This is a genomic window from Rhodococcus sp. 05-2254-6, from assembly GCF_002258565.1.
GTDB lineage: Bacteria > Actinomycetota > Actinomycetes > Mycobacteriales > Mycobacteriaceae > Rhodococcoides.
The window spans coordinates 1-13,847 of the sequence record NZ_NOZF01000162.1 but is presented as its reverse complement, the minus strand read 5'-3'; the positions used below and the strand labels follow the sequence as shown (position 1 = coordinate 13,847).

The window sequence follows — 13,847 nt, the reverse complement described above, 5'->3', positions numbered from 1 at the left end:
GTCCGGGAACGACGGATCTGGAGGTCGGAGGACGCACCATCTACAATCCACCTCGGGGTGCCACAGAATTACCTCGTCGTCAGTACACAGCGGCGCGAGGGTGCTCGCGTCGGCATCGGAACTACCATTGAAGGATCGAGTAGAACGTAGCCCATGACGACGCCGTGCTGTTAAAGACCCAGGTAGGCCTTCAGCTCGTACGGCGTGACGTGACTGCGGTATTCCTCCCACTCGCGACGCTTGTTGCGGAGAAAGAAGTCGAAGACGTGCTCGCCCAGTGCTTCGGCGACCAGTTCGGAGCCTTCCATCGCGTTCAAGGCCTGATCGAGGTTGCCCGGTAGCTCCTTGTACCCCATGGCGCGACGCTCGGCGGAGGTCAACGCCCACACGTCTTCCTCGGCCTCGGGCGGCAGGGTGTAGCCCTTCTCGATTCCGCGAAGACCGGCCGCGAGCAGCACCGCGAATGCCAGGTACGGGTTGCAGGCCGAGTCCGGGCTACGGATCTCGACGCGCCGCGAGGATGCTTTGTTCGGGGTGTACATCGGCACGCGAATCAGTGCCGAGCGGTTCGCCGGTCCCCAGGATGCAGCGGTCGGTGCTTCGCCGCCGCGCACGAGTCGCTTGTAGGAGTTGACCCACTGGTTGGTCACGGCGCTGATCTCGTTGGCGTGTTCGAGGATGCCGGCGATGAACGACTTGCCGGTCTCCGAGAGCTGCATCGGATCGTCCGGGTTGTGGAACGCGTTGGCATCGCCCTCGAACAGGCTCATGTGCGTGTGCATCGCCGAGCCGGCCTGGTCGCTGAACGGCTTGGGCATGAACGTCGCGCGCACACCCTCTTCGATGGCAACCTCCTTGACCACGTAGCGGAAGGTCATGATGTTGTCGGCCATCGACAGTGCGTCGGCGTAGCGGAGGTCGATCTCCTGCTGGCCGGGTGCGGCCTCGTGGTGGCTGAACTCGACCGAGATTCCCATCGACTCGAGCGCGTCGATGGCGTGCCTGCGGAAGTTCGGAGCCGAGTCGTGGACGGCCTGGTCGAAGTAACCTCCATTGTCGGCCGGGGTCGGCGGTGAGCCGTCCTGCGGGGCGTCCTTGAGCAGGAAGAATTCGATCTCGGGGTGCACGTAGCAGCTGAACCCGAGGTCCGCGGCCTTGCTCAACTGGCGACGCAGCACGTGGCGCGAGTCGGCCCAGGACGGCGAGCCGTCGGGCATGGCGATGTCGCAGAACATCCGCGCCGAGTGCTGGTGGCCCTTGCTGGTGGACCACGGCAGAATCTGGAACGTCGACGGATCGGGCTTGGCCACGGTGTCGGCCTCGGACACGCGAGCGAATCCTTCGATGGCGCTACCGTCGAAACCGATTCCCTCGTCGAAAGCCCCTTCGAGCTCGGCGGGGGCGATGGCCACCGACTTGAGGTACCCGAGGACGTCGGTGAACCAGAGGCGGACGAAACGAATGTCGCGCTCTTCGAGGGTCCGGAGCACGAATTCCTTTTGACGATCCATGAACGCGAGAGTAAGCAAACGGAGTTAAATCTGTGTTACATCGTGAATTCGGTCTCACTTCGTGAAACTCTCAGCACACTTTCCGGGTGGTGAGGTAGCACGTCAGCACCGCAATCCGTCCCCCGGCGGAACCAGATCGACAAGATAGTTCACCAACGGATCGTCGATGCACTCGACGCCCGAGAAGGCGACCGTGTGCTGGGTGCCCTCGTAGGTCACCAGATCGCCGCGCAGCTGAGCAGCCAACTCCACACCTGCCTGGTACGGCGTGGCCGGATCGTCGGTCGTCGAGACCACCACCAGGTTCGGCAGTCCCTCGACGTCGACGATGTGCGGTTCGCTCGTGTTCGGCACCGGCCAGAAGGCGCACAGGTAGAGCGGCGCGTTGCCCGTCGCCCGGCCGTCGTCCAGATACGGCGCGGCGGCGCGGAACCTGACGTCCGCCGCGTCGGCCTCGGCGCGATCGGTGGTCGGCGGGCCGTCGACGCAGCGAACAGCGTTGAACGCGTCGTCGATGTTGGTGTAGCTGCCGTCTTCGAGCCGTCCGGAGTAGGTGTCGGCGAGCCGGAGCAGGGTGTCGCCCCTGCCGTCGCGCAGTTCGTTCAATCCGGCCCGCAGCAGACGCCACAGCTGCTGCGAGTACAGCGCCTGCTGGGCACCGGTGATCGCATCGTCGTAGCTGAGACCGCGAGGGTCGGTCGTCTCGGCCGGCTGGTCTATCAGCGGGTCGACCAGCGATCGGAACTGCTCGACGGCCTGGGCCGGATCGGTTCCGAGCGGGCAGGTGTCGGTCTGTGCACAGTCGGCGGCGAACTGATCGAACGCGGTCTGGAATGCCGCGCCCTGGGCGACGGCTTCGTCGACGGGTGACTGGTCCGGATCGAGCGCACCGTCGAGCACCATTGCGCGCACGTTGGACGGGAACTCCTCGGCGTACGCGGTCCCGATTCGGGTGCCGTAGGAGTAACCGATGTAGGTCAGTTTCTCGTCGCCGAGTACCGCACGGATGACGTCCATGTCGCGCACCACTTCCCGGGTGCCGACGTGTTCGAGCACGTCCGCCCCGGTGCGCTCGACGCACTGCGCGGCGTAGTCCCGATGTTCGGCCTCGGTCGCCGCGATGCCCTCGGGGCTGACGTCCACATCGGGTTCGCGACGTTCCTCGTCGACCTCCTCGGATGTCAGGCATCGCACCTCCGGATCGGATGCTCCGATCCCGCGCGGGTCGAAGCCGATCCGATCGAAGCGATCGGCGACGGCGGTGCCTTCCGCCTGCCCGGCGAGGTAGAGCCCCGACGACCCGGGCCCGCCCGGGTTCATCAGTACCGACCCGATCTTCTCGCCCGTCGCCTCCGTTCGCGAGATGGCGACCTCGATCGTCTTGCCCTCGGGGTCTGCATAATCCAACGGCACAGTCACCATCGCGCACTCGACGGCTCTTCCCAGTTCACTGCCGTCGGTGTTGTAGCTGTCGCAGGACTCCCACTCCAGCGTCTGCGTGTAGAACGCCTCGAGCCCCGAGGGAATCGGGCCGGCGACCGATGCCGGCGACGAGGCGTCGGGCACCGCGGAGTTCTCCGGTGTGGCGGTGGGCTCGGGGCCGGAGCAGCCTGCGAGCACCACGGCCACGGCCGACATCGCCACGGCCGACTTCCTGGTGCGCGTTCTCATGGACACGATCGTGCCAGGTCTTTCGAGCGCGCCGCTCTCGCTGCCCGGCGGGGACGTCGTGCGAGCACTAGCGTGGGCGCAGTGCAGGCACTTCGACTCGCCCTCGCCCAGATCAACTCCGTCGTAGGCGATCTTGCGGCGAACTCCGCAGCCATCGTCGAGTGGACGGTCCGCGCGGCCCACGACGGTGCCAACGTGGTGGTGTTCCCGGAGATGGCGCTGACCGGATACCCCGTCGAGGATCTGGCTCTGCGACCGTCGTTCGCCGCCGCATCGGCTCGCGCCCTCACCGAGCTGGCTGCCGCCTTGGACAGTGCCGGGTGCGGCGACCGCATCGTGGTGGTCGGTTACCTCGATCGCGACGCCGAGGGCTCGCGGAACAGCGCGGCAGTGATCACCGATGGACGGGTTGCCACTCGATACGACAAGCACTCGCTCCCCACCTACCGGGTGTTCGACGAGGCCCGCTACTTCGCTCCGGGATCCGGCCTGAGCATCACGACGGTGAACGGCCTGCGGCTCGGTGTCGTTGTCTGCGAGGACATCTGGCAGCCGGGCGGGCCGGTGCCGGCCTACGGGGCAGCCGGAGTCGACATGTTGCTCTGCCTCAACGCCAGCCCTTTCGAGCAAGGAAAGGACGAGGTGCGCCGCTCCATCGCCGCGCGCCGAGCCACCGAGATCGGTGCCCCGATCGCCTACGTCAACGTGGTCGGTGGACAGGACGAGCTGGTGTTCGACGGGGCGAGCTTCGTCGTCGGGCCGGACGGTTCCACCTGGGGCCGCTCCCCGCAGTTCGTCGAGCATCTGTTGATCGTCGACGTCGATGCGCCCGCCGATCCGGGTCCGGACGCCGCGGCGGTACCCGGCTGGAGCATCGACCGGATACCGCTGCCCGACGTCGCGATCACCGGCTGGCAGCGAGCCGAGCCGTACCTCGCAGAGATAGCGAGCACCGAGGAACAAGTGTGGGGCGCACTGGTGACCGGACTACGAGACTATGTGCACAAGAACGGTTTTCGTTCGGTGGCTCTCGGATTGTCCGGCGGGATAGATTCTGCGGTGGTCGCCGCCATCGCAGTCGACGCCCTCGGCCACGACGCGGTACACGGAGTGTCGATGCCCTCGACGTACTCGTCGGGTCACTCCCGCACCGACGCAGAGGATTTCGCGTCGCGCACCGGTATCCATTTCCGCGTCGAGCCCATTGCGAACATGGTGGCCTGCTACGTCGACCAGCTGCATCTGACCGGCTTGGCCGAGGAGAACATTCAGGCCCGCTGCCGGGGCATGGTGTTGATGGCACTGTCGAACAGCTTCGGCCATCTGGTGCTGGCCACCGGTAACAAATCCGAGCTGGCCGTGGGCTATTCGACGATCTACGGGGATGCCGTCGGCGGCTTCGCGCCGATCAAGGACGTGCCGAAGTCACTCGTGTGGGATCTGGCGCGGTGGCGAAACAAGTCCGCTGCCGACCGTGGTGACATCCCTCCGATACCCGAGTCGAGCATCGACAAGCCGCCGTCCGCCGAGCTCCGGCCGGGCCAGCTCGATACCGACTCGTTGCCCGACTACGACGAAATGGACGCCATCGTGTTTCGCTACGTCGATCACGACCAAGGGTTCGCGGACATCGTGGCGGCCGGGTTCGACGCGGCGGTGGTCGCGGACATTCTGCGCAAGGTCGATGCGTCGGAATACAAGCGGCGCCAGTACCCGATCGGTACCAAGGTCACCTCTCGTGCGTTCGGTCGCGATCGCCGCATGCCGATCACCAACGGCTGGCGGGACCACGCGACGCTCGACGAGGTGTGACGAATTGCACTGCCGGTAGCTGCCCGGCAGTTCGCGCGCAGTGGCAGACTCGAGCACGTCATCACACCCCATCCCGGGGACCCGCCGAGCGGGCCTCGAGGACCAGAAAGGGACAAAGATGTCCGAAACTGCTGTGTACGGCGGATCTGCCCAGGAAGCACCCTCCACCGCGTTGACCCGCAAGACCCGCACCCACCACCTTCTGCAGATGAAGGCCGACGGTGAGCGCTGGGGAATGCTCACCGCATACGACTACTCCAGCGCCCGCATCTTCGAGGAAGCCGGCGTACCTGTTCTCCTCGTCGGCGATTCGGCGGCCAACGTCGTCTACGGCTACGACACCACCGTGCCGATCACCGTGGACGAGCTTCTTCCGTTGGTTCGCGGAGTGGTCCGCGGCGCACCGCACGCCCTCGTCGTGGCGGATCTGCCCTTCGGCACGTACGAGGCCTCGCCGCAGCAGGCCCTCGAGACCGCAGTTCGGTTCATGAAGGAAGGGCTCGCAGGCGCAGTCAAGCTCGAAGGCGGCGAGCGCGTGGCCGCCCAGATCGCTGCGATCACCGCCGCGGGCATCCCGGTGATGGCCCACGTCGGCTTCACCCCGCAGAGCGTCAACACCCTCGGCGGTTTCCGCGTCCAGGGTCGCGGAGATGCGTCCGAGCAGCTCGTGGCCGACGCCATCGCAGTCCAGGAGGCGGGAGCATTCGCCGTCGTCATGGAGATGGTTCCCGCCGACATCGCCGGCCAGGTGACCCGCAAGCTGACCATTCCGACGGTCGGTATCGGCGCGGGCAACGAATGCGACGCGCAGGTACTGGTGTGGCAGGACATGGCCGGATACACCAATGGCAAGACCGCGAAGTTCGTGAAGAAGTTCGCCGACGTCGGCGATTCACTGCGGACCGCGGCAACGACGTACATGTCCGAGGTGCGATCGGGAGTCTTCCCCGGGCCCGAACACAGCTACTGATCGTTCTCGCCTCGCCGGAGTTCGGGTGGCACACTCGGGGCCATGACAATCAGACGGGGTACGACGTCCATTGCAGGAAGAAGCGCAGTCGCATTGGCAGGCGCGGCTGCGCTTCTCGTCGTAGCGACTGCATGCAGCACCGACACCACCAACACCGGTTCGTCGTCCACCACGACGGTCGCACCGACCCCGACGGTCACCGCACCGCCTGCGGGCGCAGCGATCACCGACGCGCAGAAGCAGCAGCTGTGCACCGATCTCGAAGCGCAGCTGTCCAATTGGCGCGTCCAAGGGCCCACCCTTGGTCGCGGCGGGCTCAACATTCTCGTGCAGACCTGGGCGGCGCAGAGCGGCGTCATCAATCTTCAGGTGGTGCAGGACCGAGCGATCATCGACGACATCACGACGGAAACCTGTTCGGACGTACGAGACGAGGCCATCCGATCGCTCGACATTCCGGACCTCGCGTCCGGTCTGGTGGGCTTCTGAGATGCGGACCCTCTACCCCGAAATCGATCCGGCGGAGACCGGCCACCTCGATGTCGGCGACGGCCAACAGATCTACTGGGAGGTCTCCGGCAATCCCGACGGTGCGCCGGTGGTGTTCGTGCACGGCGGTCCGGGCGGTGCCACCAATCCGTTGCAGCGCAGGTATTTCGACCCGCAGGCCTATCGAATCGTGTTGTTCGATCAGCGCGGCTGCGGGCAGTCGACCCCGCACATTGCCGACGGTGCAGATCTGTCGGTCAACACCACCGACCGGTTGATCTCGGACATGGAGAAGCTCCGCGAGCACCTGGGTATCGACACGTGGTTTGTGTTCGGCGGTTCGTGGGGCTCGACGCTGTCCCTGGCGTACGCGCAGTCGCACCGTGATCGTGTGCGTGGGCTCGTACTACGGGGAATCTTTCTCGTGCGTCCGTCGGAGATCGCCTGGTACTACGGCGGCGGGGCAGGCCACATCTTCCCCGATCTGTGGGAGGAGTTTCTCGAACCCATTCCGGAAGACGAGCGCGACGGCAATCTCGTCGAGGCGTATCACCGGCAGCTGATGTCCGAGGACCACGAGGCCGCGACGCGAGCTGCGGTGGCATGGTCCACCTGGGAGGCAGCGACGAGTTACCTGCTGCCCAAACCGGATGCAGTGCAGTCCAATTCGGATGCACGGTTCGCACTGGCGTTCGCTGGTATCGAGAACCACTACTTCCGGAACAACTGCTTTCTCGAAGAGAATCAACTGCTGCGCGACGCCCACCTGCTCGACGGCATTCCCGGTGTCATCGTGCAGGGCCGCTACGACGTCGTGTGCCCGGCAACGAGCGCGTGGGCACTGCACAAGGCCTGGCCGTCAGCAGATCTGGTGATCGTCGACGATGCCGGTCATTCTGCGGCCGAGCCCGGCATCGTGCATCACCTCGTCGAGGCGACGGATCGTTTCAGGCCGTGACCGCCGAGTAGTCGAATCGTACTGCGCGCGAGTCGGTGTCGGCCCGGGTCAACCGGACCTTCACCGACTCCCCCGCGGGCGGTTCCCCGTCGCACTTGCCGAGGACGATCGGTTCGGACACCAACACCTCGGCATCCCGCTTGCCCTCGGCACCGCGCAGTACGACCGCTGAGAATTGCTCGCCCACTCGGTCTTTGAGTACGTGCGCTTCGGTGAGGTCGATGCAGGCGCGGTCCACTTTCGATGCCGCGGAATCCGATCCGCGCATGATTGCAGGCAGCTCCGGCAATGCCTGCGCGGCCCAGTCCGGTATCGGAGTTCCGGCGACGACCGCCAGGCAGACCTCGGTGGCGAAGCGATCGGACAGCCGCCGCAGTGGTGCCGTCACGTGGGCGTACGGGGCACCGATTCCGGAATGTTCCACCGATTCGTCGCTGTCGGCAGGGTTGGTGGTGCGATCGAATGCGCGATAGTCCGCACCACGCAGCAAACCGGTCGCCTGGGTCATCATCGCCAGTGTCGACGGCTCACCGGTAGGCAAACCGGCCAGCACTGCGCCGGCCGACGCCCCTGCCGGCCAATCGATTCCGAGCGCGGTTGCGGTCTTCTTCAACGTCTCCACGGCCTCGGCGGGCGCGGGTGGGAGTGTACGGACGAGGCCGATGCCGGCGTCGAGCATGATTCTGGCGGCGCACATCCCCGTCAAGAGCGACACCTCGGCGTTCCACCCGTCCACTGCCGTGCGGGGCTGCAGATCGATGCGCCACCCTTTTCCGTGCGGCGTCACTTCCTGCTCGGGCAGTGTGATGTCGATTGCCCCGCGTCGTCTGGCTGCGGCCGCGCGCTGTGCCCCGAATTCCGGCAGTGCCGCGATGGAGGGGTGCGGTGTGCCTGCGTCGACGTCGGCTTGCACCGCGGCGTAGTCGAGCCGTGCAACAGAGCGCACCAGGGCGCGGGTGACGGTCCACGCGGCCGCCTCGCCGACGTCGTCGAGTTCGATGGTCCACAGCGCGGCGCAGCGAGTCTGTCCCTCCAACAGGCTGCCCGAACCTTCCGACAGCTCTCGTGGATGCAACGGCACGGATCCGTCGGGGAGGTAGAACGTCTGGCCGCGCCGACGGGTTTCGGTGTCGAGAGCTCCACCGGGCGTCACCAGTGCGCCCACGTCGGCGATCGCGTAGTGCACCACCAAGCCGTTCGACGTCTTCTCGATGTGTACGGCTTGGTCGAGGTCCTTCGAGCCGGGTGGGTCGATGGTGACGAACGGGATGTCGGTGCGGTCGATTCTGCTGTCGGCGTGCAGGTCTCGGGCTTCGATGGCCTCGCGCATCGCGTCGGCGTCGAACGCTTCGGTCAGTGCGAACTCGGATCTGATGGTCTCGAAGTCGAAGCCCGGGGCCCTCAGCCGGCTGAGCAGCACCGTCAGTTGTTCCAGTCGTCGTCGGAATCTGCGGCCTTGTTGCGCGCCGCGGCGATCTTCAGCGCCTGCTCCGCGGTGGCCTTGTCCGGATACGGGCCCATGCGGTCGAGGGCGTTGGTCTGCTTGCCCTGTACGACCTGCTTGGTGCTGATGTCGTAGTACCAGGAGGTGTCGTCGTCGGTCATGACTTCCAGTGTGCCCCATGGAGCGACGCCGCAGGCGAACTGCGGGAGAAATGGTGAGTGCGAACGAGTCGGCCTGTAAGCCGGATCCTGTCTGCCGTTCCTGCTCTCGCAGGTCCGACGTCGACGACCATCCATCTGGGCACACCGTTGCCGGGTACCTCGAGCAGTCCACCCGCAGGCTCGGGCGAGCAGCCCTCGAGCACCTGCGCAGCTGCACCCCTTGCGCGATGCAGCCTTCGACCTTGCTCCGGGCGGGGTTTACCTAGCCATCCCAGTCACCTGGGATGCTGGTGCGCTCTTACCGCACCGTTTCACCCTGACCTGCAGTTCGACTCCGAAGAACCGATCCGCAGGCGGTCTGTTTTCTGTGGCACTGTCCCGCGAGTCACCTCGGGTTGCCGTTAACAACCGCCCTGCTCTGTGGAGTCCGGACTTTCCTCGGCCCGAAGCGCGACGACACTCGTTCGCCGGTCCTCCGAGCCGCAGCCGTCCGGCCAACTCGTTCGCGGTTGCATACTCTACTCGGCGAGCCGCGCCAGCCGGGAACCGAACTACAGTTCCTCCCATGAATGAGTGGGTCGTGTTGCTCCGCGGCATCAACGTCGGTGGCATCAACATCAAGATGGCCGATCTCCGTGAGGCCCTGACATCGGCCGGCTTCACCGATGTCCGCACCGTTCTGGCGACCGGCAATGTTCTGCTGGGCTCCTCGCTGCGCGTCGACGCCGTCAAGGCACAGGCGGAGAGCACGCTCGCCCAGGCGTTCGGCTATCAGGCCTGGGTTGTCGTGCTGAACGTGCCGACGCTTCGAGCGATAGTGGAGTCCTACCCGTTCGACGCCGAACGGGAAGGCTGGCATTCTTATGTGGTGTTCGGTAGCGATGACAGCCATTTGACCGAATTGTCCGCTCTTGCAGAAGAACTCGACCCTGAACTCGAAAGGATTGCCGAGGGGAACAGCGTGCTCTATTGGGAGGTGCGCAAGGGCAACACCACCGACAGTGCGTTCGGGAAAGCTACCGCCAAAGCGAAGTACAAGGCCACGACCACCACCCGAAACGTGCGCACACTGGTGAAGATTCTCGCGTGACCGTTCTCGCTGCGGCATTGGTCGCCGCCGTTCTCGTCTTCGCCATCGTTCGTCCGCGCGGTCTCCCCGAGATCGTCGCTGCTCTTCCAGCCGCAGCAGTCGTTCTTCTCGTCGGCCTCGTCAGCCTCGACGCTGCACGTGAGCAGGTACTCGAGCTCGCTCCGACCGTGGTCTTTCTGGCATTCATTCTGATTCTGGCGCACCTCTCGGACGCACTCGGCGTGTTCACCTGGATAGCGGCGAAGCTACGACGAGGCGCGAAGGGCAGCCCACGCAGACTGCTGACTCTCGTGTTCGCAGCGGCGGCGTCGACCACGGCAGTCCTCAGTCTCGACGCCACCGTGGTTCTCCTGACGCCGGCCATCATCGGTGCTGCGCGGATTCTGAGAATGTCGCCGCGTCCACACAGTTACGCCACTGCGCATCTGTCCAATTCGGCATCGACGCTGCTGCCGGTATCGAACCTGACCAACCTTCTCGCATTCGCCGCGACCGGACTCACCTTCCTGCATTTCACCGCTCTGATGGCACTGCCGTGGATTTTCGCGGTGGCCATCGAGTTGGCGGTGTTCCTGATCTTCTTCCGCAAGGATCTGAGCCGCACCGCCGCACCGCCGGAGAAGTCGACTCAGCAGAGCGCCGAGGACGTCCCCGCACCGCGAACCACGCTGGCCATCCTCGGCACAACACTCATCGGCTTCGCGGTGGCAGGCCTGTTCGACGTCGAACCGTTCTGGGTGGCCGCGATGGGATCGGTGGCATTGGCCGTCCCCGCACTCCGGGGCCGGCACACCAGTGCTCGCGCCATTCTGCGCGGTGCCGATCTACCGTTCTGCGGCTTCGTCTTTCTGCTCGGCATCGTCGTTCTCGGCGTCACCACCGGCTCGATCGGCGACTGGCTGACGCGAATTCTGCCGTCGGACACCACCTTCGCATCGCTGCTGGCAGCCGCAGCCATTGCGGCGGTGGCGTCGAACATCGTCAACAACCTGCCCGCGACGCTGCTGCTGCTGGCCGCGTTCGGTGCTGATGCTCCCCCGGCGTTGCTGTTGGCCATGGTGATAGGCGTGAACCTCGGACCCAACCTGACCTACGTCGGGTCGCTGGCAATCATGCTGTGGCGACGCGTCGCATCGGCCAACGACGAGCCGGCAGATCTGCGCACCTTCACTCTTCTGGGCGCAATCACGACGCCGCTGACCATCGTCGGGGCCGTGGCCGGCCTGTGGCTTGCCCTCCAGATCTAGGCCTGAGAAAATAGCTACTGGCTCCGATGTGTGCCGGAGTCGCCGATGATCATGGTGACCCATGCTTGCGCGGGAATCGGGGGCGGCTCTTTCCAAGTGAGTTAGGCGCCCCGTCGCCGGGATGCGGCACCCGGGTGGGGTGGGTCACGGTCTTGAGGTTGCCGCTGAGCGCAGGGCCTAGAAATCCATTGGCCGAACGCGTTGAAGTTCACGGGTCCGCCGTCGCCTCCGCGCGGTGTTCGACACTCGCCCGGTAGCGGTTGGTAGAAGCGTCCGCTGCGGCCAACCACACTGCGTTGCCGGCCCTCATCGTGCGGACGCAAACCATGAGCACACGGCTTCCTCGAACCCAACGCTTTGCCCGAACAAAAGTCGCAATCGAGGATGACGGGATGTCCACGGCGGAGTGCTCTTCCGCATGTTTTTACAACATCTGATCAAACGAGATCACCGTTGTGTCCTCAACCTCTGACACAATCTTGATGTGGAATCGGTCGGAGAGAAACGCCTAAAGAACTTCCTAGCGAAGTACGTCGATCGCGAGGTCGACGATGCTTACTTGACGTTGTACAACGATAGCGGGGACACCGCCCGCGTCTTCGCGTCACTACATGAGCGGCTAGACCGCGAGTTCGATTGGATGAACTTGAAGGCTCGGAACGGTCGCTCTGGACACTTCAACGCAGAGAACAGTCGGGCCTTACTCGACGTGATCGACGAGGTAGACGAGCTTTACAAGTCACTTGAGAAGGCCGGTAGGTCCGTCGAACTGTCACCTGAGTACCACCGAGTGCTAACGGCATCTAGGGTGTGGCTGGAACCATCTGGCGGTAGTCCGATACCAGAGGGCTTCACGCCCGTAGACGTGGACAAATACGAACCCGCTTTTACTCTCGGCGACGCCGCGATAACACTACCGAACCACTCCAAGGCAAACCTCAAGGTTGTCGGTGAAGGCGCATACGCGATGGTTCACAAGTTCACCGATCCCAACTACGACATAACTATTGCGAGGAAAAAGCTGAAGCACGGCGCTGACGAAGAAGAAGTAGACCGATTTCGTCGGGAGTTCGACACAATGAAGAGTCTGGATTTCCCGTACATATTGCAGGTGTATCGGTTCTCGGAAGCAGATAACTCATACACTATGGAATACTGCCACAGCACGCTCCTCGACTACGTCAAGAAGCGCAACAACAAAAAGGAGTTCGATTTTGCACTGCGAAAACGTATGGCGCTTCAGTTCTTGTACGGGGTAAATTTTCTGCACATGAAAAAGATAATGCACCGCGATCTAAGCTATAAGAATGTTCTTATTCGCGAGTACCCCGAAGGTCCGTTCACGATAAAACTTTCGGATTTTGGACTTGCCAAGCTAGCTGAATCCGATTTGACAAAATCGGGGGCGGAAATATTTGGGACCATTGTGGATCCTGCACTAGAAAAATTTATGAGCTTCAAACCGGTAAACGACATCTATGCGGTCGGATTTGTGCTCTCTTACATCTTCAAGGGCACAAAGAATCTTGTTCCCGACGGTACCGATCTCGGGAAGATCGTCCATAAGTGCTCGCATTCCGACCCCGCCAAACGCTATCAAGGGGTCAGGAAAATCATTGCAGCAGTGGAGGAACTTGCGCCCGAGGCGCTCGATAAATCGGATTAGACCGACAGTAATAGCAGACCCTTCTGTATATACGCATTCTTTGCTTCAGTTAATGACTTGACTAGAGCCTCTAGTTGCAACTCCCAGTCGACAGTCGACGTCTGGTCACTGATGGGCTGGGAAAGATCACGCATCCACTCGTCCATCTTCTGCGAGTACGCGAAGATCGCTTCTCGGAGTGCAGCAGCAGATGGTTCCAGTTCTGCGGGTCCGGTCAATCTCGGCGCTGCCGTTCTTGTGAAATACATGCGCCAGGACTCAAGATACTTAGCGTGCGAGGCCGCGATTGAATTGTGTTGTCCCGCGATGTCTTCCCACAGCTGGCGCATATCCTCGTGGACTTCATTGGCCGAGTTCAGGAAGCTGACATGCGCGTCGAACTGTCGATCCGCTATGTACTGCGTCCGCTCCTTGACTGGTTGAGCTTCCGCATCCTTGTTTGTCTGGCGGTTGGCGAACAAGGTCACGCCACCGCCGACGGCTGCACCAATGAGCCCGCTGAGTGCACCGATCAACCCGATAGCGACTTCCAATTCCATTGGTCTACTAGACCACGCTCCAGGGCGAAACCGTCAGTCTCCTTGTCCCGGCAATCGTGGGTGTATCGGTGTACACCCTCACGTGATGGTCCCCGTACAACCTCATATGTAGGTGCTCGGCGAGTCCTGTCGTAACTCGCCCACGACAAGGGCCACCCTTCGAATCGTCTACCGCCAAAGTTGACGAACCCGAAGGGTGGCCCTTGCCATGATCCTAGATGGAGAGTCTTGGATGAACATCCGACGTTTCAAAGCCCTGCACGAGGCCGGCGCGACCTATGCCGACATC

Annotated in this window: 12 protein-coding genes and 1 other RNA gene; 7 read left to right on the top strand and 6 right to left on the bottom strand. The window is 63.6% G+C overall.

Annotated elements, in window-relative coordinates; all coding sequences use genetic code 11:
* Positions 1 to 170: 170 nt before the first annotated feature.
* Both glnA and CH256_RS22710 read right to left on the bottom strand, forming a co-directional pair.
* Positions 171 to 1,511, bottom strand: a complete 1,341-nt coding sequence (glnA, locus tag CH256_RS22715; RefSeq protein WP_032379097.1) for a type I glutamate--ammonia ligase — start codon at positions 1,509 to 1,511, stop codon at positions 171 to 173.
* Between the two features lie 102 nt (positions 1,512 to 1,613).
* Complete coding sequence (locus CH256_RS22710) at positions 1,614 to 3,182, bottom strand: alpha/beta hydrolase (protein ID WP_094670637.1); 1,569 nt, start codon at positions 3,180 to 3,182, stop codon at positions 1,614 to 1,616.
* Between the two features lie 81 nt (positions 3,183 to 3,263).
* On the opposite strand from CH256_RS22710, the gene CH256_RS22705 reads away from it, so the two are divergent.
* The 4 genes from CH256_RS22705 to pip all read left to right on the top strand — a co-directional run bounded on the left by CH256_RS22705 (position 3,264) and on the right by pip (position 7,411).
* A complete protein-coding gene (locus CH256_RS22705) occupies positions 3,264 to 4,994 on the top strand; it encodes an NAD+ synthase (protein WP_094670638.1) in 1,731 nt (576 codons plus the stop codon).
* Between the two features lie 118 nt (positions 4,995 to 5,112).
* On the top strand, positions 5,113 to 5,964 hold the full coding sequence (gene panB / locus CH256_RS22700; protein WP_068052164.1) for a 3-methyl-2-oxobutanoate hydroxymethyltransferase: 852 nt from the start codon (positions 5,113 to 5,115) through the stop codon (positions 5,962 to 5,964).
* A gap of 42 nt (positions 5,965 to 6,006) precedes the next feature.
* Positions 6,007 to 6,453: a hypothetical protein gene (locus tag CH256_RS22695; protein WP_176460269.1), complete on the top strand. Its 447-nt coding sequence runs from the start codon at positions 6,007 to 6,009 to the stop codon at positions 6,451 to 6,453.
* Position 6,454: 1 nt separating this feature from the next.
* The gene (gene pip, locus CH256_RS22690; RefSeq protein ID WP_094670636.1) at positions 6,455 to 7,411 is read left to right on the top strand and encodes a prolyl aminopeptidase; all 957 of its coding nucleotides are present in this window, start codon (positions 6,455 to 6,457) and stop codon (positions 7,409 to 7,411) included.
* Here pip and CH256_RS22685 read toward each other — a convergent pair.
* The 3 genes from CH256_RS22685 to rnpB all read right to left on the bottom strand — a co-directional run bounded on the left by CH256_RS22685 (position 7,401) and on the right by rnpB (position 9,518).
* Positions 7,401 to 8,831, bottom strand: coding sequence for an RNB domain-containing ribonuclease (locus CH256_RS22685; protein WP_094670635.1), 1,431 nt, complete (start codon positions 8,829 to 8,831; stop codon positions 7,401 to 7,403). The two genes, pip and CH256_RS22685, sit on opposite strands and share 11 nt — an antisense overlap.
* A gap of 2 nt (positions 8,832 to 8,833) precedes the next feature.
* A complete protein-coding gene (locus CH256_RS22680; protein ID WP_045194843.1) occupies positions 8,834 to 9,016 on the bottom strand; it encodes a hypothetical protein in 183 nt (60 codons plus the stop codon).
* A gap of 60 nt (positions 9,017 to 9,076) precedes the next feature.
* An RNA gene (gene rnpB / locus CH256_RS22675) (RNase P RNA component class A) lies at positions 9,077 to 9,518 on the bottom strand.
* A 63-nt stretch (positions 9,519 to 9,581) separates the two neighbouring features.
* Between rnpB and CH256_RS22670 the strand changes: the two genes are divergently transcribed.
* From CH256_RS22670 to CH256_RS22660, 3 genes are all read left to right on the top strand, one after another.
* Positions 9,582 to 10,106: a DUF1697 domain-containing protein gene (locus CH256_RS22670; protein ID WP_094670634.1), complete on the top strand. Its 525-nt coding sequence runs from the start codon at positions 9,582 to 9,584 to the stop codon at positions 10,104 to 10,106.
* Entirely contained in the window at positions 10,103 to 11,353 is a 1,251-nt protein-coding gene (locus CH256_RS22665) for an SLC13 family permease (protein WP_094670633.1), read from the top strand. The genes CH256_RS22670 and CH256_RS22665 overlap by 4 nt, the downstream gene beginning before the upstream one ends.
* 484 nt (positions 11,354 to 11,837) lie before the next feature.
* Complete coding sequence (locus CH256_RS22660) at positions 11,838 to 13,019, top strand: protein kinase family protein (RefSeq protein WP_094670632.1); 1,182 nt, start codon at positions 11,838 to 11,840, stop codon at positions 13,017 to 13,019.
* On the opposite strand, the gene CH256_RS28735 is transcribed toward CH256_RS22660, so the two are convergent.
* Positions 13,016 to 13,558, bottom strand: a complete 543-nt coding sequence (locus tag CH256_RS28735; RefSeq protein ID WP_094670631.1) for a hypothetical protein — start codon at positions 13,556 to 13,558, stop codon at positions 13,016 to 13,018. The genes CH256_RS22660 and CH256_RS28735 overlap by 4 nt on opposite strands.
* Positions 13,559 to 13,847 lie beyond the last annotated feature (289 nt).